The 24275-nt window shown below is 68.3% G+C and carries 26 protein-coding genes; 20 read left to right on the top strand and 6 right to left on the bottom strand.

Translation table 11 applies throughout. The features are described 5' to 3' along the window. Positions 1–425: 425 nt before the first annotated feature. From AB0P17_RS24600 to AB0P17_RS24580, 5 genes are all read right to left on the bottom strand, one after another. Complete coding sequence (locus AB0P17_RS24600) at positions 426–1046, bottom strand: DUF6879 family protein (RefSeq protein ID WP_365814059.1); 621 nt, start codon at positions 1044–1046, stop codon at positions 426–428. 384 nt (positions 1047–1430) lie between these two features. After that, a complete protein-coding gene (locus tag AB0P17_RS24595) occupies positions 1431–2327 on the bottom strand; it encodes an aminoglycoside phosphotransferase family protein (protein WP_365814058.1) in 897 nt (298 codons plus the stop codon). Next, positions 2324–3694 carry a helix-turn-helix transcriptional regulator gene (locus AB0P17_RS24590; RefSeq protein WP_365814057.1) on the bottom strand — a complete coding sequence of 457 codons (1371 nt, stop codon included), beginning with the start codon at positions 3692–3694 and terminating at the stop codon, positions 2324–2326. Before AB0P17_RS24590 ends, AB0P17_RS24595 begins: the two co-directional genes overlap by 4 nt. Before the next feature lie 202 nt (positions 3695–3896). Continuing rightward, positions 3897–4082, bottom strand: a complete 186-nt coding sequence (locus tag AB0P17_RS24585; RefSeq protein WP_365814056.1) for a DUF397 domain-containing protein — start codon at positions 4080–4082, stop codon at positions 3897–3899. Positions 4083–4095: 13 nt separating this feature from the next. Next, complete coding sequence (locus AB0P17_RS24580; RefSeq protein WP_365814055.1) at positions 4096–4998, bottom strand: helix-turn-helix transcriptional regulator; 903 nt, start codon at positions 4996–4998, stop codon at positions 4096–4098. 255 nt (positions 4999–5253) lie between these two features. Between AB0P17_RS24580 and AB0P17_RS24575 the strand changes: the two genes are divergently transcribed. The 5 genes from AB0P17_RS24575 (at position 5254) to AB0P17_RS24555 (ending at position 9363) form a co-directional block, all read left to right on the top strand. Further along, positions 5254–5913: an ATP-binding protein gene (locus AB0P17_RS24575; protein WP_365814054.1), complete on the top strand. Its 660-nt coding sequence runs from the start codon at positions 5254–5256 to the stop codon at positions 5911–5913. Further along, positions 5910–6353, top strand: coding sequence for a hypothetical protein (locus tag AB0P17_RS24570; RefSeq protein WP_365814053.1), 444 nt, complete (start codon positions 5910–5912; stop codon positions 6351–6353). The genes AB0P17_RS24575 and AB0P17_RS24570 overlap by 4 nt, the downstream gene beginning before the upstream one ends. 234 nt (positions 6354–6587) lie before the next feature. Further along, complete coding sequence (locus AB0P17_RS24565; protein WP_365814052.1) at positions 6588–7124, top strand: hypothetical protein; 537 nt, start codon at positions 6588–6590, stop codon at positions 7122–7124. Positions 7125–7231: 107 nt separating this feature from the next. After that, complete coding sequence (locus AB0P17_RS24560; protein ID WP_365814051.1) at positions 7232–8620, top strand: hypothetical protein; 1389 nt, start codon at positions 7232–7234, stop codon at positions 8618–8620. Positions 8621–8700: 80 nt separating this feature from the next. Continuing rightward, positions 8701–9363, top strand: a complete 663-nt coding sequence (locus tag AB0P17_RS24555; protein WP_365814050.1) for an HAD family hydrolase — start codon at positions 8701–8703, stop codon at positions 9361–9363. On the opposite strand, the gene AB0P17_RS24550 is transcribed toward AB0P17_RS24555, so the two are convergent. Further along, a complete protein-coding gene (locus AB0P17_RS24550; protein ID WP_365814049.1) occupies positions 9344–10561 on the bottom strand; it encodes a helix-turn-helix domain-containing protein in 1218 nt (405 codons plus the stop codon). The two genes, AB0P17_RS24555 and AB0P17_RS24550, sit on opposite strands and share 20 nt — an antisense overlap. A gap of 773 nt (positions 10562–11334) precedes the next feature. Here AB0P17_RS24550 and AB0P17_RS24545 point away from each other — a divergent pair. The 15 genes from AB0P17_RS24545 (at position 11335) to AB0P17_RS24475 (ending at position 24270) form a co-directional block, all read left to right on the top strand. Next, complete coding sequence (locus tag AB0P17_RS24545) at positions 11335–12483, top strand: ATP-binding protein (RefSeq protein WP_365814048.1); 1149 nt, start codon at positions 11335–11337, stop codon at positions 12481–12483. After that, complete coding sequence (locus AB0P17_RS24540) at positions 12480–12881, top strand: roadblock/LC7 domain-containing protein (RefSeq protein ID WP_365814047.1); 402 nt, start codon at positions 12480–12482, stop codon at positions 12879–12881. The genes AB0P17_RS24545 and AB0P17_RS24540 overlap by 4 nt, the downstream gene beginning before the upstream one ends. Further along, positions 12878–13240, top strand: a complete 363-nt coding sequence (locus tag AB0P17_RS24535; protein WP_365814046.1) for a DUF742 domain-containing protein — start codon at positions 12878–12880, stop codon at positions 13238–13240. Before AB0P17_RS24540 ends, AB0P17_RS24535 begins: the two co-directional genes overlap by 4 nt. Beyond that, a complete protein-coding gene (locus AB0P17_RS24530; RefSeq protein ID WP_365814045.1) occupies positions 13218–13832 on the top strand; it encodes an ATP/GTP-binding protein in 615 nt (204 codons plus the stop codon). The genes AB0P17_RS24535 and AB0P17_RS24530 overlap by 23 nt, the downstream gene beginning before the upstream one ends. Further along, positions 13829–15145, top strand: coding sequence for a cytochrome P450 (locus AB0P17_RS24525; RefSeq protein ID WP_365814044.1), 1317 nt, complete (start codon positions 13829–13831; stop codon positions 15143–15145). Before AB0P17_RS24530 ends, AB0P17_RS24525 begins: the two co-directional genes overlap by 4 nt. Then, on the top strand, positions 15142–16395 hold the full coding sequence (locus AB0P17_RS24520; protein WP_365814043.1) for a cytochrome P450: 1254 nt from the start codon (positions 15142–15144) through the stop codon (positions 16393–16395). Before AB0P17_RS24525 ends, AB0P17_RS24520 begins: the two co-directional genes overlap by 4 nt. 111 nt (positions 16396–16506) lie before the next feature. After that, positions 16507–17334 (top strand): SAM-dependent methyltransferase, encoded by an 828-nt coding sequence (locus AB0P17_RS24515; protein WP_365814042.1) that lies wholly within the window; start codon positions 16507–16509, stop codon positions 17332–17334. Between the two features lie 94 nt (positions 17335–17428). Further along, positions 17429–18271 carry a hypothetical protein gene (locus tag AB0P17_RS24510; protein WP_365814041.1) on the top strand — a complete coding sequence of 281 codons (843 nt, stop codon included), beginning with the start codon at positions 17429–17431 and terminating at the stop codon, positions 18269–18271. A gap of 177 nt (positions 18272–18448) precedes the next feature. After that, complete coding sequence (locus tag AB0P17_RS24505) at positions 18449–19240, top strand: helix-turn-helix transcriptional regulator (RefSeq protein WP_365814040.1); 792 nt, start codon at positions 18449–18451, stop codon at positions 19238–19240. Continuing rightward, positions 19237–19857: a hypothetical protein gene (locus AB0P17_RS24500; protein WP_365814039.1), complete on the top strand. Its 621-nt coding sequence runs from the start codon at positions 19237–19239 to the stop codon at positions 19855–19857. The genes AB0P17_RS24505 and AB0P17_RS24500 overlap by 4 nt, the downstream gene beginning before the upstream one ends. Before the next feature lie 34 nt (positions 19858–19891). After that, positions 19892–20170 (top strand): helix-turn-helix domain-containing protein, encoded by a 279-nt coding sequence (locus AB0P17_RS24495; RefSeq protein WP_365814038.1) that lies wholly within the window; start codon positions 19892–19894, stop codon positions 20168–20170. Positions 20171–20388: 218 nt separating this feature from the next. Then, entirely contained in the window at positions 20389–22122 is a 1734-nt protein-coding gene (locus tag AB0P17_RS24490) for a hypothetical protein (protein WP_365814037.1), read from the top strand. A 68-nt stretch (positions 22123–22190) separates the two neighbouring features. After that, entirely contained in the window at positions 22191–22913 is a 723-nt protein-coding gene (locus AB0P17_RS24485) for a GntR family transcriptional regulator (protein ID WP_365814036.1), read from the top strand. Between the two features lie 279 nt (positions 22914–23192). After that, a complete protein-coding gene (locus AB0P17_RS24480) occupies positions 23193–23378 on the top strand; it encodes a hypothetical protein (protein WP_365814035.1) in 186 nt (61 codons plus the stop codon). Positions 23379–23463: 85 nt separating this feature from the next. Continuing rightward, complete coding sequence (locus AB0P17_RS24475) at positions 23464–24270, top strand: hypothetical protein (RefSeq protein WP_365814034.1); 807 nt, start codon at positions 23464–23466, stop codon at positions 24268–24270. Positions 24271–24275: the final 5 nt, after the last annotated feature.

The raw sequence follows: 24275 nt of genomic DNA, 5'->3' as shown, positions 1-24275 counted from the left end.
ATACTCGAATCCGTGCTGTCCGCTGTGTAGACCGCCTTCGCCTCGCCCTCCTCGCGTGGATGATCACCGGCTTCACGCCCCTGCCCGGCCGATGGCCAGCCGAGCTCGCCCTTCAAATGGTCCGCCTCGGCCAGCGAACCACAGATGTCAGCCGACCGAACAAAGGGGGTGTTTCAGACAGTGCCCTGCGGCGTAGGAATGCGAGGCAAGGACGCCGTCGGCTCTGGTCTGCAGCCGGGTGCGTGGCATCCCACCGCGCATCGCCCGCCGCAGTGTCGAGGTGTCGAGCTCTCCATGTCGACGGACCCCTCGGGTCACTCACCCGCCTTATCTCGGACGCGCCTCTGGGCTACGGGCACGGCCCTTCCGAGCGACAGGACAGGTGACCGTAATTCAACGCCCCTCTGTGGGCGGGGGGAGACAGGTCACCTCGCGCTCCACGAAGCCGGTGACGGCTTCACCCGCTTCGTGGAGCGCCCGGATGTAGGTCTCCCACGGGCGATCACGCTCCGGCCGGTGTGCCGGATCGCGCCGTCGGGTACACCGGTGTCGGTGTAGAGGACCTGGTAGAGGGTTTCTCCGCCGAGAATCACGATCTCCGGCAGGAGAGTGCCGTGCTCAGCCTCGGTGTGCTGCACCAGATCGGACTGAGCGTGGATAACCGAGACGGGCACCCCGCACTCCATCTGGAGTTTCAGCGAGTGCAGCTCCCATTGGACGTAGGGGGTGAGTGGTGTTTCGATGACGCGGACGCGGTGGAACGTTGTGGTCCGGCGTACGTCGTCCTGGTGCTCCGCGAGGAGGGCGGGGCGTCTGACTGCGATGAGGCGCAGGGATTCGGCCCAGTCACCGCGGGTCAGTGCGTCACGGCTGGGGTTGTTCAGCTCCTCGAAGTGCTGGCGACGCTCGAGTTTCCAGGAGTCCCGGCCGCGGAGCGCGGCTTCCCTCTCCCTGAATTCGGCGCGGTAGTCGGGGCTGCTCAGAAGTATGCCGGTGCTGGGGTCGAGGGACGGCAAGAGCTGTGCCTGAGACGTTTCGCTGTTCATGACGGTGAGTTCTTTCGCGTGAAGTTTCGCTTCGCCGCGTGTTCGGGGAGCGTGGATCGCAGGGGCTGGGTCATTCCTGTCCGAGGGTGGCGGGGCTTGCGGGTGTCTTCCGAAATGGCATGAGCTGCACCGCAGGGTTGCATCCGCCGGCGTGAGTCTGGTCATTCCCTCGACTGCTCGGCGAACATGCCTGCCCGAGCGCCGGAGCGCTGACTGCTCAGGCACGTGAAGCGGCATCTCCCCTGCGGTTCCGGCGCCGCACAGCGATCTGATCTGCCACGGTAGCGACTGAGCGCGGACAACGCGGCTCACATAGTGCCGGACAGCTCGATGGGGCATGTTCAGCGTGTTCGGTGGACCTTGGAATCCCGTACTGGGCTCCGTTCAGATGACGGCTCGCCAGTACCAGGGGCGTGGTCCGTGGTGTCCTTGCAGACAGGAGAGGCGGTAAGTGGCTTCGTCGTGGGCCGGGAGGTGTTGGTCGGCGGTTTGAAGGGCGAACGTGGTGAGTCGGAGTTCTCGGATGGCCCGCAGGGTGGTGTAGCCGGGGTAGGTGCGTACGTCGTATCCGTATTCGTTGCAGTATTTGGCGTATTCGTAGGGAGTGAGGGTGCCGAAGGTGTCTGCGGCGACCGCGGTGGAGGTGAGGTCCCATTCCGGTGGGCCGAGGGAGGCTCGTTCGAAGTCGAGGAGGTAGCGGCGGCCGTCGGGGGTGACGGCGACGTTTCCTCCCCATGCGTCTCCGTGGATGACGCAGCTGGGCTTTCCGGGTGGGAGGTTCTGCCACGCGTTGCGCAGGTCCTTGAGGCGGTTGTGGAGGAACGCGCGGTCGCTGGCGCTGATCATCCGTGCTGCGTTGATGCGGTCGGCTATGCGCACGAAGGGGTCGACTGGCGGGAGTGGCAGGTGGTCGGGTGCGGGCAGGGTGTGGAGTTGGAGTAGGAGGGGGGCGAGGTCGTGGGGCTTCCCGGCGTGGTGGGCGGGTAGTTCTTCCCAGAAGGTTGCTGATCGCCCGGCCGCCTGGACCGGTTGGTCCATGTCAAGGGGAATTACGGCGGGGAGTTGGTGGTCGGCGAGCCATCGAGTGAGGGCGACTTCGCGGGCTGCTGCCTGGTCCTGGCCGGCTCGGGCAATGCGTACGACGATGCCGCCGTGGGCGGGGAGGCGCCACAGGTCGTTCTCGGCGAGTCTGATGACCTCAGCTCCGTGGGCGGGCAGGTGTGCGGCTTCGGTGATCTGCTGCAGCAGGGCGAGGGATTCGGGGGGCGGGGTGGGGGTCATGCCTGAACGGTCCGGGTGATCCGTTTGCGCAGCGCGGCGATCTGGGGGTTCCGTCGGTAGGGGGTCGCGGCACGGGCGAGGTCCTGGATGTCGTCGATGGCTCGTTTGGAGCGGAGCTGGCCGACTTCGTTGAGGGCGTGGTCGGCGATGGCCAGGGCTTCGTCCGGGTCGCCGGTAGCCATAGTGAGGGTGGCGAGTTTCGTGCCGGACAGGGCACGGGAGCGGAGGTATGCGGGAGTGTGGCCGATCATGGCCGTCTGGAGGCGTTCGATGGCCGCCTGGGTGGACTGGCCGGGCAGGAGGGCAATGTCGAAGAGTGCGTGTCCGGTGTCGCCGTGGTGCTGAGCATGGTCATAGTAGGACATCCAGGGTGGGTCTTCACCGTGCTGGGCGTTGCTGAAGACGTCGTCTGAGGTACCGATCGCGATGAGCGTTTGCTGGCGGTGGTGCATCTTGGCCCAGGCTCGCGCGCGGGCGTTGTGGAGCATGGCTTGTTCGCGGGGGGTCAGGCGGTCTGCTCGGACCAGTCCTTGGTCGGCGAAGGTGAGTCCGTCCTGTGGCTGGCCGCACCAGATGGCCTGCCTGGCGCTCCAGTTGAGGGCGTTGGCGCGTAGGTGCCAGTTATCGGCGGCTTCCGCGCAGTAGACGCCGAGGGAGAGGAGACGGCGGGCGTCGTCGTGCTCGTAAGCGTCGAAGGCGCTGGCCCCCATACCGATGGCGAGGCGGCCGACGGCGGTGAACAGCTCGTTTCTGAGGGCTGGTGGGCAGGCGACGTCGAGGAGGCTGGTGGCCCATTTGAGCTGGCTGATGGATGCCTCGCGGACGAATCCGCCGCCGCCGTAGCGGTTGGCCCAGTCAGAGTGTGTGGTGGACGCGAGACGGACTTGCTCAATGTCTTCGGGACGCACCGTCTTGGGTGGGTCTGCTGGACGGCTCAGCGGCAAGAGGGCGGCGATGCCGCTGGTGGTGAGGAAGGTGCGGCGGTGCACGGGCGGGCTCCCGTCCGGTCGGGTGAGCGGGTCGCGGTGGAGCATGCCCTTCCGATGCTGGTCTGAGGCTGTCTCGGGGAGGCTGGACCGGACGTTGTCCGCATCGCCGGCTGGGGAATCCGTCTCTTCCTGGACCCGACGCCAGAGTCTGCGCAGCGCTCCGCCGGCATCGAGTGCCTCGTCGAGCCGGCCGGCGAGGTCCGGGTTGCACGAGCGTTCTGCCTTCTCGATACGTTCAATGGTGCTGCCGCTGATCTGGGCTTTTGCTGCGAGTGCGCCCGTGGAAAGTCCTCGTGTGGTGCGCCAGTTGCGCAGTTCGACTCCGAACCACGCTCGGAGGGAGGTGGTGTCGTCAAGAGGCTTCGGTTTCTGCGGCACGCGGTGTCCCCCTTGGCACGTGATGCGGACAGAGATCTCTGTATCTGATTGTCCGCATCACCAACTGATTTTGCCGTGGTTGGTGAAAGTGGGCGTTCTCCTTGTTCGGGTATCCCCCCATCGGTTATAGGGAGTGGTACGGGCCCTGGGATAAAGCCTGGGCCCCGGGGCCCTTGGCTGACGGCGTCGCCGAAAGCGGGTGTCAGGAGGTGCCGTGGAGAGCGGTGGTGAACTTGCGCCACGCGGAGACCGAGAAGGTGGCCAGTCCTCTGCCTGGGTCCTTGGAGTCGCGTATCAGGATGCTCTGTTCGCTGCGGGCGCATTCCACGCACTCGTTGTTGGGGGCGCCGCTGTAGCTGCTCTTGAACCACACGGGGTCTTGGGGCACGGGAGATTCCTCGCTAGGACTGGTGTCGCAGGTGTTCTTGGCGGGCCTCGGCCATGAGGACGGTCGAGGAGTTGGTGTCGAGCGCTTCCCGGCGCAGGTAGGTGAAGGCGGCGCCGTATTCGTTCCGGGCGCCTTCCGTGTCCAGGATCAGTGAGCCGGCGGGGTTCTCGATGAAGACGACGTCGAGGTCCGGGTTGGCGCCGCAGAAGACGATGAACGTGGTGAGGGCATCACTGTGGGCCCCTTCGGCGAAGGGGAGGACCTGGAGGGTGATGTTTGGTTCACCAGCGCGTTTGATGAGGTGCTCAATCTGGGCGGCCATGATCCGCGCGTCACCGACCTGTCGGCGCAGGACCGCTTCGTCGAGAACTACGTGGTAGACGGGTGCTGAGGGGCGGTCGAGGATCTTCTGCCGCAGCATGCGCAGTGACAGGTGATCTTCGATGTCGCCGGCGGGGAGGCTCGCCGGTCGGGTTTTGATCGCCGCGGCGTATTCCGGTGTCTGGAGCAGGCCGGGCACGACGCCGACGCTGTGGTGATGGATACGAGATGCCTCGTCCTCCAGGGCGACCAGGACGCGCATTGGATCGGACAGCTTCTCAGCGAAGGGCACCCACCACGCGTCGGTGACCTTGCTTCCCTTGGCCAGTTGGACCAGTTCCTCCCGCTCTGGGTCCGGCGCGGCGTAGGCCCGGCAGAGCTGGTCGACGTAGTTCCAGCGGACATTGCCCTTGCCGCGCTCGTATCGGCTCACCGTGGCTTTGGAGATCCCGGCCAGGTTGCCGGCGTCCTCGCCCGTCAGCCCGGCGCGGGACCGCAGTTCCAGAAGCCGCTGACCCAGGTACCTGCGCCGCGCGGTGGGGCCGGTGTCCTCGGCGAGTTCGTTCGGTTCAGCCGGATTGGTTGGCTCTTCCATGGCTGGTGCCCTTTCGGATGAGTAGAGCCCGAGTGCCGTTGTCGTCTGATGCGGTCGGCAGAAACGCTACACGGGTGGAACGCTCACGAGGCAACGGCCTTGGTGAAACCCTCATGCGGACACTTCCCCGATGAAAGTTACATGCGGAGAGTTCCCGGTGTAATACTCCACCTCGTTCACTACCAGAGGCATCCGAGCCAGTGCTCCATGTGACCTCAAACGAGTGCGTATCGCCCCACGACGAGGACCTCTGCCATGGCCTTGCACAGCGAGTCGACATTCCGGTACCCGGGCCCCACAGCCCTGCCGAGCACCGCCTCTCCGTTCTTCGCCGCGCTCACGACGGGTCCCGCATTGCGGCTGAGCCCACGGAGCGCTCAGGGCAGCAGCCAGACAACTGGCAATGAGCCGCCACGTGACCAAAACCGAACGGAGGAGACCGTGAGGAGCAATATGACGTGCAGGGCCTCCGGCGTGTTCCCCGCACACGACCACCGGGCTGTCGATGTCCGCCGGATGCTCCTCGCGGAACTCAGAAGCCGGCACGCCAATCTCGCCGACGACGCAGTTCTGGCCGCTCACGAACTCTTCAGCAACGCCGTGCGCCACGGTTCACACAGCCCCACCGACACCATCACTGTCACCGTCGAATGCTCCGGTGACACGCTGCGGATCGGAGTACGGGACGGTTCACCGCACCTGCCACGCCCCCGAGCCGCCGGTTCCGAGGACACCGACGGCCGCGGACTACGCCTGGTGGAAGCCCTGACCACTGTGTGGGGAACCGTGCACCACGGCCAAGGCAAAACCGTGTGGTTCACGATAGCTCACACCTCTCATGCCTCACCCGCAACAGACGGCACCGGGACGCCTCCGAGCCGGCAGGGCATCCACCTGCGAAAGGCGCAGACGTGATCTACCAAACCTACGAAGCTTGTATCGCCGACGACTTGCTCAGGAGAGTCCGCAACCTGCGCGAGGACGCCGACAACTTGTCCCGGAGTCGCGGAGCGCACTACGACGAGGTCTTCGGCCGCGGGATGCGAGAGAACGTGGACGCTCTGCGGGAACTCGTCGAGAACGGGTGGCCCTGCGAGGCCGTGTTCGGGCCGGCCGTGGCGCGAGCGGCCCTGCTCCTGGCAGTCGTGAGCGTGTCGCCGGACCTTCAGGAGCACTGCCTCCAGCTGGTCCGTCGATCCGTACAGCTCGGGCAGTCCCCGGCCGAGCATCTTCAAGTCCTGGAGACGGTCTGCTGTCTCAACCAACCGGGACAGATTCTGGGATCTCGGGACCCGGCTCACGCGAACGGCTTCGCACCCCAGCCGCAGTCGGCCTGGGCGCGAACCGCCAGCTGATCCGTCGGACCCGCCGTTTCCCTTCGGTATCCGTCCCTCACGTACGCCAGCCGCTCGATCCGAAAGATCTCGTGACCCGAAGCCTGAGCGCCCGGCTGTCCGCCTCTGAGCCGAAGCCTCACCTGACCACGCCATGACAGAACGCCCGACCGGACGGCGCAGCGCCGAACGCGTGAAGAGGCAGCAACCCAGGCGGACAGTCCCTGTCGTCGCACCTCAGTATTGGACACACGAATGGACTCTCCGCTTGAGGAGCTCCTCGCCCGTGCCCGCCTTTATGCGGCGCCGTACGCCCAGGGTGACATCGACGCCGCCGAAAGGCGGCTGGCCGCCCGAATGAGCGCCGCCACGGAGGACCCGTCCGTCCTCCCGTCTGCCTGGACGACCGAGCGCGGAGATCCGGTGCGGGAGCTGGGATACGCGGAGGTGGTGGCCGGATTCGACGTCTGCCGTATGAGGGAAGCGGTTGAGGCGGCTCGGGAGTGGCACCTTCGTGGCAAGACCTCGCCGACCTGCTCGGCCGCACGGCTGGCCCTCGTCCTCAGAGGGTATGCCGGGGCGCTGCTGCAGTTGGTGACGTGGACGTCCGAGGCCGTGGAGGCCGGCGGTGTGTGCTGGGAGCGGTACCGCGAGGGGATCGTGCGCGCCCAGGAGGCGGTCGATGCGGCCGGGGATGAGGACACGCCGGCGACCGTCCGTGCATATCGGCTGGCGGGCGCGGTGAACGCGCTGCTGGACCTGGCTGCGGGTCCCCCTGCTGCCCAGGAATGACGGCGTTCCGCTGGGCGTATCCGGTCTCGCCTGGTGCCGGGGTTTCTCTTCAGATCGTTCGACGGGAATTTTGGGATGTTATGGGCAAGATAGGTTCGTCTGTGGCTGTGAACAGGGCGCTGGCGACGGTGCTGGCGGAGGCTGGATGCTCGAACGCGGCGCTGGCGCGTGGGGTGAACGAGTTGTCCCGGGTTCATGGTGAGGGGAAGCGGTACACGAAGGCGTCGGTGACCCGGTGGCTGCAGGGTATGAGTCCGCGGGACCGTACGCCGGAGTTCGTCGCGTTGGTCCTGTCCGGGTATCTGGAGCGGACGGTCGGGGCGGCCGATCTCGGATTCGCGGTGCCGGGGGCTCGTCGGGTCGCGGGGCGGGCGCTGGCCTACCGGGAGGATTTGAGCGCGACGCTGGGTGTGGTCTCGGAGCTGGGCGCGGCGGATCTGTCGCCGCGTGGCGGGGTGCGGGATGCGGTGTGTGTTGCGGGGGCGTTGCTGGATCCGCAGCGTCAGTGGCTGTTGTGGTGCGCGGAGCGCGGTCCGGACGCCGCTGCTGAGGTGGAGGCGGTGGCCGTCGCGGAGTTGGAGGGGGTGGAGCGGGTGGAGGCGGTGGTGGCGGCCTACGACGAGGTGGACAACCGCTTCGGTGGGGTGGGGGTGCGTAGCGCGGTGGTGCGCTACTTGACGGTTGAGGTGGTGCCGTTGTTGCGGGCGTGCGGGGCGGGGGATCCGTCGCGGTCGCGGCTGTTCACGGCCGCCGCGAAGCTGACGGCTGTGGCGGGCTGGAGTTCGTACGACGCGGGGCTGGTCGGGCTGGGGCAGCGGTATCTGGTTCAGGCGCTGCGGTTGTCCGCGGAGGGGGGTGATCGGGTGGTGGGCGGTCAGGTTCTGGCGGGGTTGTCGCATCTGGCGACGGAGGCGGGGGCGCCGGGTGAGGGGGTGGATCTGGCGCGGGCGGGTCTGGCTTCGTCACGGGGGTGCGGCAGTGCGCTGGGGGTGATGCGTCTGCACGCGATGGAGGCGCGCGGGTACGCGGCGCTGGGCCGGCGCCGTGAGGCGACGACGGCGTTGCGTGCCGCGGAGACGGTGCTGGAGGGGGCCGCGGGCGGGGAGGACGGGGCGCGGTGGGTGCGGTTCTTGGACCGGCATTATCTTCAGGCCGAGGCCGCGGTGTGTTTCAGGGATCTGGGGGTGGCGGTCGAGGCGGAGCGGATGGCTGTCGGGTCGGTACTGGCGAATACGGAGCGGCGGCGGAGGCAGTCGATCAGCCGGTCGGTGCTGGCGAGCGTGCAGCTGGCTCAGGGGCGGCTCGACGAGGCGCTGGGAACGGCCGGTGAGGCGCTGGAGCAGCTGGCTGGTGTGCGCTCGGAGCGGGCCGTTCGCGCGCTGGAGGACTTCCGTGGGCGGCTGGAGCCGCACGCGCGCGAGCGGGCGGTGCGGGACTTCGAGCGGCGGGCCGAGGCGTTGACCGGCGGCCCGCCTGCGGCGCGAGCTGGCCGGTAGGAAGCAGGGCGGGGTCGTGCTGCGTACGGCACTGGGGTGAGGGCTGTGGGGCGGGATGTGCACCAGCCTACGATGCGTTCATGATTCGTGCAGTCGTATTTGATGTCGGTGAGTGTCTCGTGGACGAGACCCGGGAGTACGGGACGTGGGCGGACTGGCTCGGAGTGCCACGCCATACTTTTGCCGCGATGTTCGGGGCGGTGGTCGCGCAGGGGCGGGACTACCGGGAGGTGTTCCAGGAGTTCGCTCCCGGTTTCGACCTGGGGCAGCAGCGCCAGGCGCGGGCGGATGCGGGCCGGCCCGAACACTTCGACGAGGACGACCTGTACGGGGATGTGCGGCCCGCGCTGGCCGCTCTGCGCGCGGACGGCTTGTGGCTGGGGATCGCGGGCAATCAGACGGTACGGGCCGGTGGCATTCTGCGTGGCCTGTTCACCGATGACGTCGATCTCATCGGTACGTCCGACGACTGGGGCGCCAGCAAGCCGGATCCCGAGTTCTTCGTCCGTGTCGCGCGGGCGGTGCCGTTCGCGGCGCACGAGATCCTCTACGTCGGGGACCGTGTCGACAACGACATCCGGCCCGCGGTCGCCGCGGGTATGCCGACCGCGCTCATCCGGCGCGGCCCCTGGGCCACCATCCAGTGGACCAGCGAGGAAGCGGTGAGCCTTCCGTCCATGCGTATCGAAAAGCTCACCGAACTGCCTGCGGAGATCAGCGCGTTCACCGCGCGAGAGCGCTGACCGTATTGTTCCATCCGAAGTTCACTTCGTCGAAGTCGCGTACGCAGGGCTGGTCCTGGTGCGGGACGAGCGCCCGGCGCACGTCCCGCACCCGCTGTCTTCCGGCCGCGTACGGGGTGATCTCCAGCTGGGCCAGCGCTTTCCTCAGGTGGTCGCACGCCTCCTGGATACGCCCGTCCGCGGCCTCTACGGCGGCGAGATCACCGTAGATGACGGAGCGCTGCTTGCCCTCTTCCTCCGGCAGGTCGTCGAGCGCGGTGAGCAGGGTGGCGCGGGCCTGCGGGAGATGTCCGGCCCGCAGCTGCGCGTTGCCCTTGAAGCCGGCCAGGCGTACGGGGCTGAACCAGTCCATCCATGCGGGCCGCGCATGCGCGGGTCCGGTGTCGAGTGTCTCCTCGGCGCGCGTGATCAGCTGGAGTGCGGCCGGCATGTTCCCGCAGTGTGTCTCGCATTCGGCCTCCACGGCGTCGAGCCATGCCCAGAACTCCGCTCCCGCGGTCGCGCGGCGGGCGTACGCGCGGGCGGCCGCCATCGTTTCGAGGGCGTCCTCTCGCTGTCCGGCCCATCCGGGGATGAACGCGGTGTGAGCGAGGATCGCCGATCCCATCAGGTCGTCCTGGGCCTCGGAGGCCGCCTGCAGGGCGCGTTGCAGCGTCGCACGGGCTTGCTCCGGTTTGTTCAGGTCGAAGAACTCGATGCGCCCGGCCAGCAGCCACGTCTCGGCGAGTGCGGTGGCCACGGACCGGTGGGTCTGACCGTCGGTCTCCGCGAGGAACGCGCAGCCCAGTGTGGCGTGAGCGATCACCGCCGGATGGAGGGCGGCCGGGGCCAACGACCAGTACAGGTGCCGGTGGGCATGGGTGACCGCGCGGAAGTCGACGGCCACGGAGGCCGGTTGGGTGGCGGCGCCCGGGCGGATGGGGACCGCGGCGAGGCCGGCTGTGGCGATCGCAGCGGCTCCGGCCCCGCGAAGGCCGCTGTCGGGGTCAGTGAACCCGAGCTGCTCCATGGTCTGTCCGAGCAGCGCGGTGAGCGCTGCTCGCTGGTCCGGCTGGGGCCATGGTGGGTCATCGCGTTCCCACCGGGAGACCTGGCGCGTGCCGATGCGCAGTGCATCGGCGAGCGCAGACTGTGAGGAGAAGCCAGCCTTCACTCTGGCCGCTTTGAGATGAATGTTCCCTGGGGTCCGTGTCGTCATGCTGCGCCTCCGGATTGAGTACCCGAAGCAGTGTGCCAGAAAGTCTCTTTTCGTACGCGCCTCCCCTCGATCGCGACTCAAAGTCGCATTATTTGCACGAAGAGTCTGTTGAAAGTCGTAGATTTTGGCGTTGCGTGCCGTCAGTCTTGACGCACCGAATCCACGCGGGACTTTCGGTGGAGGTGCCGTGCACACCCTTGGTGCACGTATTGCAACCGCTGTGTGTACTTCCGCGCGGGTGGCCCGGTCCGGTTGTCTGGAGCGGGCGCGGTTGACGCTGCAGGCCACTGCCGTGGTGCCGGTCGCCTGTCCGGAGGCCGCGTGTCTCGCCAGGCGGTTCGTCCTCCTTGACCCGGAGGGCTCCCGTTGTTGCATGAAAGGTGCCGATGTCTTCTCCGTCCGAACAGGAAGCCCTGACGTGGCTGCTGTTGCTGGTCTTTCTCGCGTTGGCGGGGGCCCTGTCCGCGTTGCTCCGCCAGCGCCGCCGGCTTCGGGCGGGGACTGCCCGTGTCCACGAACTCACCCGCGCGCTCGGTGACCGTGACGAAGCGCGAGCCGGGCTGGAGAGGAAGCACGCTGCCCTGGTGCGGAACCTCCATCAGGATCTGGATCGCTCGGAGACCGAGCGGTCGGCGGCACAGGCTCTGCACGGCCGCCGGGTTCGGGAACTGGAGAAAGCTGTGAGCCGCTTGGAGGCGGAAGGGTCGGCGGCACGGGCCGAGCACGAGAACAGGGTTCGGGGGCTGCAGAAGGCGTACGAGCGTACGCGGGACATGCTGGAGGCAGAGTTCGCGCATCTGGTCGATCAGCAACTTCCCTCTCTGCAGCGTGGGTTGTGGCAGGGCCAGCCGGAGGTGATGCCCGCTCCCTTGTTTCCTGAGCTGGAGGGAACCGCGTTCTCCGCATCACGTGACGCGGTGCTGAAGTTGTTCGTGGACGTGACGGTGCAGGCGTCCGAACGCGCGGAGAACGCGACCCGGGCGACGGTGGCCTCGATGGCCAGGTCGATGCAGACACTGGTGCGGGACACCGAGATCGCGGTCGATGAAATGTTGGACCAACATCATGAACCGTCCGTCCTTGAGGGCGTGACGAGGATCGATCACACCAGCAACCAGCTGGTCCGAAGGCTCCAGGGGCTGCTCGCGATCGCGGGAGCATGGCCTGGACGCAAGCGGCCGGTCTCACCCCTGCTCGACGTGGTGCGCAGCGGTGTTTCGAAGATCCGTGACTACCGGCGGGTGGAGATCACTGGGAACCCCGCGTATGCGGTGGTGGGTCAGGTGGTCGAGCCGCTGGCGCTGGCGCTGGCGGAGCTGCTGGACAACGCTGCTCGGCAGTCGACGCCGAAGTCTCCGGTGCGGGTGGGGTTCACGGTCGGCCACAACGGTGTGACGGTCACGATCGACGACTCGGGGACGGGTCTGAGCCCGGAGGTGCGTGCGGCCGCTCCGGACCGGTTGTCTGCGGCCCGGCCGGTTCTGCTGACTCAGATGGGCAGCCTGCCCGAGTTCGGGTTCGCCGTGATCGGTACCCACGCTGCCCGGTACGGCTTCCGGGTCAGTGTGGACGAGCAGTCGATCTACGGCGGGGTACGGGCCGCGCTGTTCCTGCCCGAGTCCTTGCTCACCAAGCCGGAGGAGCCCGCTTCCATGCCCGCAGGCCTCCCCGCCGCCGAGCCGTCCGCGTCACGCCCGGTATCCGCCCCGCGAGGCGGTACGGATACAGCCGACGGACCGGGCTCGGCGCACGAGACGGCCGCCTCGTTGCCGCAGCGCCGCCGGCGCTCCCAGCAGTTGCCCCAGCAGCACGTGGTTGAGCCGCCCAGCGGTACCGCCGCAACGCTCGGAGCTCTGGCTCGCGGCCGGCGTGCCGCCCAGGAAGATCAGCGACGTGTTGACGAGAGGAACAGCGAGTCATGAGTACGACCACAGGCGATCTCACCTTCATCCTGGACGAGCTGGTGCGCACACCGCACACGCTGCGTGCGGTCCTGCTGACGGCGGACGGCATGCGCACCGCGGCGACGAACTGTGACAAGGACCTCGGGGACACGATCTCCGCGGGTGTGTCCGGGCTGCAGTCTCTTGTGCGCGGCGCCGCGCCGTTTGCCGACTGCGAGGGACCGGGGAACCTGACGCTGGTGCAGTATCCGCAGGGCGGGATGATTCTGGTCATGGCCGCCGGCCAGGGCTCTCATCTGGCTGTCTCCGCGAGCGGGGAGGCGGATGTCGCCGAGGTGTCCTACGCGATGGAGACCACCGTGCAGCGCCTCGGCTCGCACCTGGACGTCGCGCCTCGGACCGAGAGCGGAGTATGAGCGGGGCCCGGCACGTCCGGGACAGCTCGCTGGTCCGCCCCTACGTGGTGACGGGCGGGCGGTCTGCCCCCAGTCGCAACACGTTCAACCAGATCACTCTCATACGGCTCTACCAGCGTGATCTGCCGCGCGCCGCGCTGGCACCGGAGGCCCGCGGGGTCCTGGACCTGTGCGCGACCGGGGCTCTGTCGGTGGCGGAGATCGCCAGCGGGCTGAAACTGCCGGTCAGCGTGCTGCGCATCGTGCTGGCCGACCTGATGGAGAGCGGCTACATCACCACCGGCCCGAACATGCTGCAGGTCGCCACGCCGGACCGAGGACTTCTGGAGGCCGTCCTTGCTGGACTCGAAAGGCTCTGACGTACGCACCGTTCCGCGGGTGCTGCGCGGCACGGAGCAGACCGCCAAGATCCTCATTGTCGGCCCGTTCGCGGTGGGCAAGACGACCCTGGTCAAGACGATGTCGGACATCCGGCCCCTGCTCACCGAAGAGCTGATGACGGCCGCCAGCGTCACCACTGACGACACGACCGGAGCCCCGGACAAGTCGACGACCACCGTGGCGATGGACTTCGGCCGGCTGCACCTGTCCGACGAACTGGTCCTCTACCTGTTCGGCGCTCCGGGCCAGACCCGGTTCCACCACATTTTCGAGGACTTCGCCCGCGGCGCGCTGGGCGCCCTGGTCCTGGTCGACACCCGCCGCCTGGAGGACTCGTTCACCCCCATCGACATGCTGGAGAAGCACGGCGTGCCGTACACGGTGGCCGTGAACGACTTCGACGACGCGCCCGACCACAACGACACGGCGCTGCGCGACGCGCTGGACCTGCTGCCGCAGACGCCACTGGTGCACTGCGACGCCCGCAGCCATGCCAGCGTCAAACACGCACTGGTCACTCTTGTCCGCTACCTCCTCGCCCGCACACCGGATCCGGAGCCCGCCGTATGAACGACCCCTGGAACCCGGTCAGCAGCAGCCGGTCCACCTGCCCGTACGCCGGCGCCGGAGCCGAAGTCGGCCACGAGGCCGCGGTACCCCGGCCCTCGCCGGTCTCGGGCAGCGGGCTGATCCCCATTCACGGCCCGGACTTCAGCGCGGACCCGCAGGCCACCTACACCCTGCTGCGCGAGACCGTCGGGCCGATCGCGCCCGTGGAGATCGACCACGGCCTGACCGGTTACCTCACCACCACCTACGACGCCGCCCGCTACTTGCTGCTCAACACACCGAGCATCTTCGCGAAGGACCCCCGGCACTGGACGGCTCTGCAGACCGGAGAGGTCTCGCTGGACATCCCGGCGGTCAGTATGATGATGCCCCGGGACAACGCGCTGTGGATGGACGGCATCCCCCACCAGCGCCTGCGCGGAGCGATCACCGACAGCCTGAACCTGGTAGACACCCACGCCCTCGCCTCCACCGTCACCCGCATCGCCGACCGCCTCATCGACCGGTTCGAGCACCGAGGACACTTCGACGCCATCGCGGAGTACGCCACCCCTCTGCCGCTCCAGGTCCTGACCGAGATCTTCGGCTGCGGCGAAGAACTCGGTCACCACATCATCACTGCGCTGGCAGCCCTGTTCGACACCAGCCATGAAGCGCGCCAGGCCAACGCCAGGCTGGAGGCATCCTGTCTCGAGCTCACCACGCTCAAACGGCGCCACCCCGGCCCGGACATCGCCTCCTGGCTGGTCGCCCACCCAGCCCGCCTCAGCGACAAGGAAATGGGCCAGCAGCTCCTGCTGCCCATCGGAGCCGGCGGGACCCCGTGCAGCAACCTCATCGGCAGCACCCTGCGTTACACCGTCCGCGAGCCAGGGAACACCACGACGGTCTTCGACGGTTCCCAATCCGTCGGCGAAGCCATCGACGCCGTGCTGTGGAAGGAGCCGCCCGTTCCCAACTACAGCCCCCTCTATGCCCGTCAGGCCCACGCCTACGAGGGTGTGCCCATCGAGCCCGGGAAGCCGATCATGGTGAGCTTCGCCGCAGCCAACAGCGACCCGGCCCACGCGCCCCTGCCCCACGAGCGCGCCGGGAACCGGGCCCACCTCGCGTTCTCCGCCGGCGCGCACGGATGCCCTGCTCCCGCACTGGGCAGGATCATCGCCCAGACCGCCGTCGAGCGCATCCTCGACCGCCTTCCCGACCTCCAACTCGCCTGCCCGCCAGAGGACCTCGTGCGACGGCCCGGCACCTTCAGCACCGGATGGGCCGCCCTGCCCCTGACCACCACCACACCAGGAGCACGCCCGTGAAGCAGCAGTCTTGCCCCTACCGCATCGACATGGCCGCCACCGACATCCACGGCGAGAACCGCGAACTGCGCGAACACGGCGCGGCCGCTCCCATTGAGCTGCCCGACGCAGTGACCGGCTGGTCCATCCTCGACCAGGGCCTCGCCAAGCGGCTGATGATGAGCCCGGATGTCTCGAAGAACCCCCGCCTGCACTGGGACGACTACCGCCATGGCCGTATCCCGGCCACCTGGCCCCTGCGTGCCTGGCCCGACGCCGACAACGCCCTCACTGCCGAGGGCGAGGACCACCAGCGCCAGCGCCGCCCCATCGCCAGCGCGTTCTCGGCGCGCCGGGTCCGCAAGCTCACCCAGGACATCCGCCGCATCGTCGACGACCTTCTCACCAGACTGGAACATCACACTGACGAGGACGGAGTGGTCGACTTCCGTACTCATTTCGCATGGCAACTGCCGCTCCGCGTCGCCAACTCCCTGCTCGGTGTGCCGTCGCACCTCCATGACGAGTTCCGCGATCTGGTCGGCGGGATCTTCGCCACCAACGTCACCGGCGAACAAGCTGCCACGACACGGGACGAGATGAGCCGACTGCTCGAAGAACTCATCGTCTACAAGCGGCAATACCCCGGTGACGACATCACCAGTGACCTCATCGCCGCCCACGACGACCCCAACGGCGCGCTCCGAAGTGCTCTCGAGCTCCTGGGCAGTTTTCTCCTGCTGATCGGCGCCGCCCACGAGACCACCGTCAACCTGATCCACCACCTCGTCCTCGCGCTCCTGCGCGACCGCGATCAGCTTGAGCACATATTCTCCGGTCGAGCGATCTGGTCGGACGCCATCGAGGAGACGCTGGGATTCCAGGCTCCCATCGCGAACATCATTCCCCGCGCCGCCGTCAAGGACATCCACGACGAGGAGACCGGCGTCCGTATCGGCAAGGGCGAGCTGATCGTCATCAACTTCGCCGCCGCCGGCCGTGACCCCCAAGCCATGGACCGCCCCGACGAATTCGACGTCACCCGCGAGCCGAAGCGGCCTCACATCAGCTTCGGTCACGGCGTCCACCGGTGTCCCGGCGAAACCCTCGCCCGCCTCGAAGCAGAGATCGCGGTCGAAGCCCTCCTCACCCGCTTCCCCGACATCGCCCTCGCCGAAGAACCCCAGCAGCTGACGCCCGTGGCCTCCATCTTCGGCAACGGACACACCACCCTCCCCGTCCGCCTCAACGTCCCCACCACGGCCGCCTGACACCCACTTCGCCCCGGCCCTGGTCCCGTCACGCGCCTCAGCGGACCCAGGGCCGGACGGGGCCACCTGTCCACAGCACCTGCCGCCTGCCCTACGCCCGGAGACACCGCCATGTCCGACCACAACGACCCGCCACCCGCCAAGGCGCGGCGCCTCACCACGCACGCCAGTCCCGCAGGCACCTACAACCAGTACCTCGGCGGGAAGGACTCGTACCCTGTCGACGAAGAGGTCGAGCGGCGGATGGAAGCGCTCGGTGTGGAACCGCAGCTGATCGCCGGCCAGAACCGGGAGTTCCACCAGCGGGCTGTGCGCATCGTCGCCGACCAACTGGGGATCAATCAGATTCTCGACATCGGCCCGGGCAAGCCCGACGACTCCCCCAGCACGCACGAGATCGCCCAGCAGTTCCTTCCCGCCGCAGAGGTACTGTATGTGGACAACGATCCGATCGTCGTCCGTCACGCGGAGGCCCGGCTGCGCAGCGGCCACCACGGCGCCACGCACTACGCCGAGATCGACGCCTGCGAGCCGCAGAAGCTCCTCGCCGCCGCAGCCAAGTACCTGGATCTGCAACGTCCCGTCGCAGTGCTCATGATCGCTCTCCTGCATTTCGTGGAGGACAGCGACCAGGACCCCCGCCACATCGTCCGGACCGTCATGGAGGCGATGGCACCCGGCAGCTGTCTGGTCCTCACCCACTTGGTCGACGACCACTCCCCCGAGACCTGGCGTGCCGTGGAGGCGGTCTACCGGGAGGAGGGAATGCCGGCCCAGATCCGCCCGTACGACCGTGTCCATGCCCTCTTCGAGGGGCTGGACCTCCTGGATCCCGGGCTCGTCCCGGTCACCCAGTGGCACCCCGCCCCAGATGACATCAGCATCGCCATCAAACCCGCCCGGGTGCCGCTCTACGGAGCGATCGCCGTCAAGCTGTGACGGCCGCCCTCGTTCAGTCCCGCTCGGCGCGGTGACGACACCCTCCGGTATGTGCCTCGCCTCTTCCCTCTCCTCAGCACGGAGTCCAGCCCGTATGAACGCTCTTGTTCCCGATCAGCCCCCAGCGGTTTGGGACGCCGGCCGGTCGTCCGACCTGGGGCGATATGTCACCGAGCCCGTGCTGCGGGAATGGTCCTGGCCCGACACCGTGCGGCACAACGTCGCTCAGAGTCCGGATCTGCGGTGCCCCCATCCTCGCTCCCCCGGTGCTCCGCCGGCCCTGCTGTACTCCCTGGCACGGGTCAGGCAGTGGCATGAGACCAGCGGCCTCCCCGCCTTCGCCGACGCGTCCGCGACGCTGCCCGCGTGCCCGCGCGGACACCGGCACAGCGCGAATGTTTCCTGCTGCGACCACGCGCGGCGGCTGCTGAGGACCGCCGAGACCGAGGGGATCTGGGCGGAGGCCGCTGCGGACGCGAACATTGCGGAGCTGACCGCGCAGGCCCGCCGCCTCGGCCATACCTCGACCTCGCACGGCCCGGACTCCGCCGCCCGGGCCTGGGCGCTGAACCAACTGCTGCGGGAGACCCGCCACGAGGATGTCCTCGCCGGGCTGACCGGCCCGGGTGCCGTCGAGGCGGGGCTACGGTGGCAGGGCCGCTGCGCCTACACTCTCGCGGCCCGGTATCCGGAACTCACCGGTGCCGCCTCGGGTTACGTGATGCGCGCCGAGGCCGAGGCCGAGCAGGCACGGTCCTCAAGGCGAGGCATCCACCCCCGGCATGTACCGCAGGCCCGCCCCGCGGATCCTTCCCTGGATCCCGGCGCTCGTTCGCTGTCCGAGCCGGATCCGGACCCGCGGGGGAATGCGTGGACGCCATGGTGCACCGCGCACCCCGGACCTCGGCAACCTTCATCACCGCGAGCGGCTCGGTGAACGGCGCAGCGTGACCTCACCGTCGGCCCTGCGGCTACGGCCGGTCAGCGGTACGGACACCCGGCCTACCTACTGATCCACGACTCGTCCTCACACTCCGTCCCCTGCGCCGCCCGCACGGCGCCCCGGGCCCGGTTCCGGCAACCGGGCCGTTCATCAGATCGGAACCGTCAGCACATGCCCCTCCCCGACCGCCCTCTGATCCCGCCGACTGGACGCCCGGCAAGCCTGCTCCTCCACGGCGCCTCCCTCACCGTGCTGCGCGAGGGCCGGGAAATGAGTCCCTCCGCAGCGGCCGACAAGATCGGCCGCACCGAGGCAGTACTGCGCCGCTGGGAACGCGGCACCCACGTCCCCAGCGGCACCGAGGTACGCACCCTGATGGACGTGTACGGGGTGGTGGACTGTGAAGGAACGATGCGCCGTCTGCGCGGGCTGCGGTACGCGGCCGATCGTCATGCGGTACGTGACTCGGCGGACGGCTGGCTGTATCGGATGTGGCGGGTCGCGGAACAGGCTCACCACAGGACCGTCCTGGCCGTCCCCCGGAACGCGCCCCGCCTCGTGAGGGACCTCGCCTCCCCTTCCGGCACGGACGGACAACAGGTGACTCTGGTCCTGCCCGACAGCATCCTCCATCCCTCCGAGACCTCCTCCGTCACCGCCGGGCATCTGCTCCGCCTCGCCGATGACCCCCTGATCGAATGCCGTCTTTACCCCACCGCCATGGCCGTCACCTGCGAGGGACAGGGGCTCCTGAGCAGGTTCGCGCTGCCGGGCGGGCACGCGGTGTGGGTGGACCAGGACCCCGCTCCGACCTATCGCACCGGCCCCCGGAGTGCCGAGCCGACCGCCCGCCTCGCTAGCGTAACCGCGAGCGCATGGTCGCCCGCGTCCAGCGCCCGCAGGCTCACCGAAGCCGCGCACCGTATGGAACACGTGTACAGCGCGGGAAGGGCCGCGTCATGAGTGCCGGCATACCAGCCCGCCCGGAGCCGTACGTGATGCGGGAGGCCACCGAGAAGGACCGGCTGCCGATCGAGGTGATGCTGCGAAAGCGCTCCGCCTGGGCCACAGCCCGGAACCTCCCTGCCTCCGCCACGGTGCCTTTCGTGCTCGAGATGATCGGGCGGACCACCCCCGACGGTGCCCGGCTGATGGTGCTCACAGAGGATGCCCACCTGCTCGGCTGCGTCGTAGTGACACGACGAGCGCCCGTCACGGATGGCTGGTCCGGACCCGAGATGGCAGAGCCCGCGCTCTACCTGACCGCCGCCTGCACCCGCCACGACACCCCTGACCCCCGCGGCCGGCTCAGCTCCTTGATGACTCTGTGGACCCGCGATCACGCCGCCCGTCTCGGCCTTCCCCAACTGCGCTGCTCGGTGCGCGCCCCACAGGTGGCTGATCTGCTGGTGGCAAGTGGCTGGAAGAAACTGCGCGAGGGCGAGAACGCAGTCCTGACACCGGTCTCCCTCCTGTGGTTGACCGCCCAGAGCCAACCCGGCCTTCACCGTTTCATCGCCGATGCCGACACCGCGGCCCCCGAAGACGGCCTCCACAACGCCGACCACCTCGTGCCGTAATCGCCACCGCTACCCCTCACACCAGGAAGTTGACATGCCGGACACATCTCCAGGCCACGAACTGTCAGCAGCGGCCCGATCCCTGAACCTGCCCAGGCTTGATCCCGGACAACGACTCGCCGCCCCGGAGAGGGCCGTTCTGCTCCCGAAGTTCGAGTCCCGGTACGACGAAGGGTCGTCGATCCGACTGGCCGGCGAGGCGCTCGGCCGCTCCTGCGGCGGAACCCACAGACTCCTGACCGGCATCGGCATCGAACTGCGGCCCAAGAGCAAAACGAAGGGACAGACCGGCACTGTGAGGAAGAGGTCATGACGATCTGCCGCGTGGCCGACATCTGGAGCCGATGGTCCCGGGCCCTGAAAGCGCCGAGCCGTCCCGCCTCTCCCGTCAACGGCGCGAAGGTGCCGCCCCTGATCCCGCACCGTCTGCCGGCCGGGCCCACCACCCGTCCCGGACCGTAAACAGGGGAGATACCCGTCAACACCGATCCTTCGGACCTGTCCGGCCCCGAACTACCGGTTCTGAAGCCGGTGGAGGTCAACCTGCTTGCCCGTCTGGCAGCCGGAGACACCTCCCGGCAGGCCGCCACCGCCCTCAAGATCACCGTCCGTACTCTGCTGGAGATCCACCTCCGCGTGTGCCGCCAACAGCTCGGCGTGCGCGAACGTGAGTGGCCCGTCTTGATTCACACCGCCTACACCACCGCGATCCTCCCTCACCCCGGACCGGCGGCCCATCCACTCACCGTCTGTGCGGACGAGCGGCGTTTGTGGCTGCTCGTGGCCACGACGCGCCCTGCGGACATCGCCCCCGTGCTCGGCGTGTCGACCGCGACTGTGCGCAACCGGATCAACCGGCTGCGCACGCGCGTCGGCGCGCGCAGCGACGCACACCTGGTCAGCCTCGGACATCTCCACGGTCTCCTGGGCTGCGCGGACATCTGTGCGGCGGCCCCGGGGACGGCGCTCGCCTACAGCCGGCTCACCGAGCCCGCCGCCGCTCTGCTGCGGCAGTTGGCGGGGCTGCCCGACGAATGCGTCGTCGAGCCTGGACTTGCCGCCGCTCTGCCCGCCGCGCTGCGTGACGACGCGCTTAGCATCGCCAGAAGGCTGCTGAAGGTCCTCGCAGAGGAGGATCTACTCACCGAACACACCCTGCCCCGCCCGTCGAACGGTGTCGTCTACCGGCTCACCGGGGCCTCGCGGGCGTACGCGCGCGCTCGCAGCGCAGCGCTCCCGTCCGGGTCCGATAGCGGGAACAACGTGCTGTGGCGGGCTTGCGACTGGTATGCCACCGGGATTCTCGCCGCTCATCGCCGCCTGGTCCCCGACCGCCTCAGCCGCCGGGATCTCCTCTTCCCGCCCCCGCAGCCGGTCACGCTCGACGACTGCACGGAGGCCAGAGCCTGGCTGCTGACTCATAGGGACGCTCTCGCAGCAGTCTTCGTTGCGGCCGGCGAACGGGGACGGTACGAGGTGGTGTGGACGATGGCGGAAGCCCTCACGCCGTTGTTCGCGCCGTACGACGACGGTGTCTGGACACGGGTGCACCAGCCAGGTCTTGACTCAGCCCGGAAGGCCGGCGACAGCGCCGCGGTCCGCAGGATGCTGCACTGCGCCGCGCTCGGTCACAGCGCGGCCGGACAGATCGACGACGCATACGACTGGTACCTCCAGCTGCTGGAGGCAGCCGCCGCGGCTGGCGACCCGCGCGACCAGGGCCAAGCACTGTGGGGGCGGGGCCTCTGCCAACTCCGGTCCCACCGGCCCGGAGACGCCGAAGCATCACTGCAGCAGGCCCGAAAGGTCTGGATCCGCTCCGGCCACCTGGCGCTGGAGCAAGTCGCGCGCCTGGCCCTCGCCGAGACCGCCCTCGCCGCCGGAGACATTCCGTGCGCCGTTCGCATACTCTCCGGCCTGATCGCCGAGCCAGGGGACCATAACCCGGCCGTGCGAGCCCGGGCACGCGCTCTGCGGGGACTCGCGCACGCGCTTCGCGGAAACACTGATGCCGGGGCACGCGATCTGCTGGCCGCCCTAACCTTTTTCGAAACCGTGGGCGACATCCCCGGCCAGGCCCGCGTCCACGCCCTCATCAGCGCCATCGCCCCACGGACCGTCTGGCCGCTGTCCGCTGTGCGGTATGCCCGCCGCGCCACCAGCTTCCGCGCACTCGTCAGCCCGCCCCCTTCCACCGGCACCACGCGGCCGGACAGCCTTACGCCGATCGATCTGCAGGGTCTTCCCCGCTCCGGCTGGCCGTAGAAGAACATCCCTCCGACCACAAGCACCGCTCTTCTGTTCGTTCGCCTCACCGCAGCAGGACACAGTCAATGACCAATGACGGCTCTCCGACGATGGCTTCCTTGAACGGTGGAACGCCACCGGGACGGTGCCATGCCCCGGCACTTGCATCGGAGGGCGGCCTATTGACGACATCGCCGCACATCAATGCTCCGGGCAAGGACGCACGCGATCAGCGCGCGGTTCCCGCCCCGCTCCCGATCGAGAGCGCGGGACCCGGGATCTCAGTGGGCCTCTCCGCGAGCGACCCACCCGGCACCGACACCGTCGAGAAGATCGCTGCGGGCATTCGCCGTCGGATCGCCGAGGGCGTCTACCAGCCCGGCGAGGTTCTGCAACGCGTCACGTTCCAGAAGGAGTTCGGAGCTCCTACCTGGGTCATCGACCGTGTCATGGGCCGCCTCGCGGAAGAAGGGCTCCTTATTAGGCGAAGAGATCAAGCGACTCTACATCGAAGAACAAATATCCATCAGCAAGATAGCTACCAGGAACGGATATTCATCCGGTTTCGTGCGCTCCAGGCTGGTGGACCAGGGTGTTCAGCTGCGGAAACGGGGAAAGGTGGCGGCGTCTGCCTCTTCATCCGAAGTGTTCGACGTACTGCGGATGGCCGCAGACGGACATACCGACCAGGAGATCACAGAAAGTCTGCGCATGTCCACGGGCGTGGCGTATCGACACCTGAGCCGCTTCATGAAGCAGCACGACCTTCGAAACCGTACCCACGCCGTGACGTACGCCACACGGAATGAACTGATCCGACTGCAGTTCAGGCCTCGGTTCGACATTTCATCTCGCATGGAAATATCAACGGAATGAGTCGGTGCACACGCCCAACGCTGGACAGGCCATCCTGCCGGGAGTTTCACCGTGAAGCGGAACTGGCCGGTTGGGATACCCGGTTCCTATACCGGCTCGACCACTGCGATCCCCACCAGTCCCGGCGGGTCCCCGCTTACTTGGCGCCCCTGGTCCAGTACGGCCGCCGCCTCGGACCGGAAAGTCCAACGCACCGTCCACGGAGTAGAAGCATGGCAAAGAAATTCTTCAGAGTGACCGCGCAGATACGAAGCCTGAATAAGCCTGCGGTGGCGAAGTGCGTCACAGTCAAGGCTGACAACGAGGACGACGCCAGGAAGCAGGCCAAGAACGAGATCCACAAGCAGTATCCCCAGGGCACCGTGACAATCGGCACGGTCCGTGATCCCAAACCGTGAACAGTCGATATTTACTCCTCCAGCCGACGGGCCAAGCCCGCCTGGACGAGCCTGGCCGATCACCGCAGAGGATAAGGAGCATGGTGTGCAGGTGAACGAGATCGGCGGCTCGGCCCAGCTGACCGGGCTGGCAGTGCAGGCCCATACGGTCTTCGGCGGCATCCACCATCACGTCCCGGCTGCACCGCTGCCCCTTCCACGGCAGCTTCCCTTTTTAGTAAGGCATTTCACCGATCGCGACGAGGACCGGCTCCTCCTGGACGTTGCCCGGGCTTCGGGGGCCTGCCTCTTCGTCATCAGCGGGATCGGCGGCGTCGGCAAGAGCACGCTCGCCGCCCAGTGGCTGTCCCAACAGGGCCATCACGATGGTGAGTTCTACGCCGACCTGTCCGGTCCGCTGAAGCCGGTCACGCCGGCGGTGGTCCTTCGCCGGTGGCTGCGGGCCGTCGGCATCGACCGGCAGCCGGCGGACCTCGCGGAACTGACCGGACTGTGGCGCTCGGTCACCGCCGCGCGGACGGTGGCTGTTCTGATCGACGGGGCCGACGATCCCGCGCAGGTCCGGCCGCTCCTCCCGGCCGGCGCCGCCAGTTCAACCGTCGTCACCAGCAGGTCCGGGCTGCGGGACCTGGCTGTCGACGGCGCCGTCCTCCACCCACTCAGGGCTTTCTCTCTGCCCGCCGCCGTTCAACTCCTCGCCCGCATGGCGGGCGACCACCCGATCGCCTCAGCACCCGAGGCCGCCGCCCTGCTGGCCGAGGCCTGTCCACCGGCTCCCGCTTCCGCTGGTCCTGGCCGGCGCCCGCTTGGCCGCACGCCCCCAGCACTCCGTCGACGCCGTCGCCGGCGCTCTGACCCGCTCGTCCTCCGCCCCCGCCCCTGCGAACCCTGAGGAAC

Source organism: Streptomyces sp. NPDC088124 (genome assembly GCF_040685895.1).
GTDB lineage: Bacteria > Actinomycetota > Actinomycetes > Streptomycetales > Streptomycetaceae > Streptomyces.
Note: the sequence above shows the minus strand (reverse complement) of the source record. Positions and strands in the feature narration are given on the sequence as shown.

Coding starts and splice junctions, on each gene's coding strand:
- AB0P17_RS24600 (WP_365814059.1), bottom strand. CDS start 1,046: ATGAACAGCGAAACGTCTCAGGCACAGCTCTTGCCGTCCCTCGACCCC.
- AB0P17_RS24595 (WP_365814058.1), bottom strand. CDS start 2,327: ATGACCCCCACCCCGCCCCCCGAATCCCTCGCCCTGCTGCAGCAGATC.
- AB0P17_RS24580 (WP_365814055.1), bottom strand. CDS start 4,998: ATGGAAGAGCCAACCAATCCGGCTGAACCGAACGAACTCGCCGAGGAC.
- AB0P17_RS24575 (WP_365814054.1), top strand. CDS start 5,254: ATGGCCTTGCACAGCGAGTCGACATTCCGGTACCCGGGCCCCACAGCC.
- AB0P17_RS24565 (WP_365814052.1), top strand. CDS start 6,588: ATGGACTCTCCGCTTGAGGAGCTCCTCGCCCGTGCCCGCCTTTATGCG.
- AB0P17_RS24555 (WP_365814050.1), top strand. CDS start 8,701: ATGATTCGTGCAGTCGTATTTGATGTCGGTGAGTGTCTCGTGGACGAG.
- AB0P17_RS24550 (WP_365814049.1), bottom strand. CDS start 10,561: ATGACGACACGGACCCCAGGGAACATTCATCTCAAAGCGGCCAGAGTG.
- AB0P17_RS24545 (WP_365814048.1), top strand. CDS start 11,335: ATGCTGGAGGCAGAGTTCGCGCATCTGGTCGATCAGCAACTTCCCTCT.
- AB0P17_RS24540 (WP_365814047.1), top strand. CDS start 12,480: ATGAGTACGACCACAGGCGATCTCACCTTCATCCTGGACGAGCTGGTG.
- AB0P17_RS24535 (WP_365814046.1), top strand. CDS start 12,878: ATGAGCGGGGCCCGGCACGTCCGGGACAGCTCGCTGGTCCGCCCCTAC.
- AB0P17_RS24525 (WP_365814044.1), top strand. CDS start 13,829: ATGAACGACCCCTGGAACCCGGTCAGCAGCAGCCGGTCCACCTGCCCG.
- AB0P17_RS24515 (WP_365814042.1), top strand. CDS start 16,507: ATGTCCGACCACAACGACCCGCCACCCGCCAAGGCGCGGCGCCTCACC.
- AB0P17_RS24510 (WP_365814041.1), top strand. CDS start 17,429: ATGAACGCTCTTGTTCCCGATCAGCCCCCAGCGGTTTGGGACGCCGGC.
- AB0P17_RS24505 (WP_365814040.1), top strand. CDS start 18,449: ATGCCCCTCCCCGACCGCCCTCTGATCCCGCCGACTGGACGCCCGGCA.
- AB0P17_RS24500 (WP_365814039.1), top strand. CDS start 19,237: ATGAGTGCCGGCATACCAGCCCGCCCGGAGCCGTACGTGATGCGGGAG.
- AB0P17_RS24495 (WP_365814038.1), top strand. CDS start 19,892: ATGCCGGACACATCTCCAGGCCACGAACTGTCAGCAGCGGCCCGATCC.
- AB0P17_RS24485 (WP_365814036.1), top strand. CDS start 22,191: ATGACCAATGACGGCTCTCCGACGATGGCTTCCTTGAACGGTGGAACG.
- AB0P17_RS24480 (WP_365814035.1), top strand. CDS start 23,193: ATGGCAAAGAAATTCTTCAGAGTGACCGCGCAGATACGAAGCCTGAAT.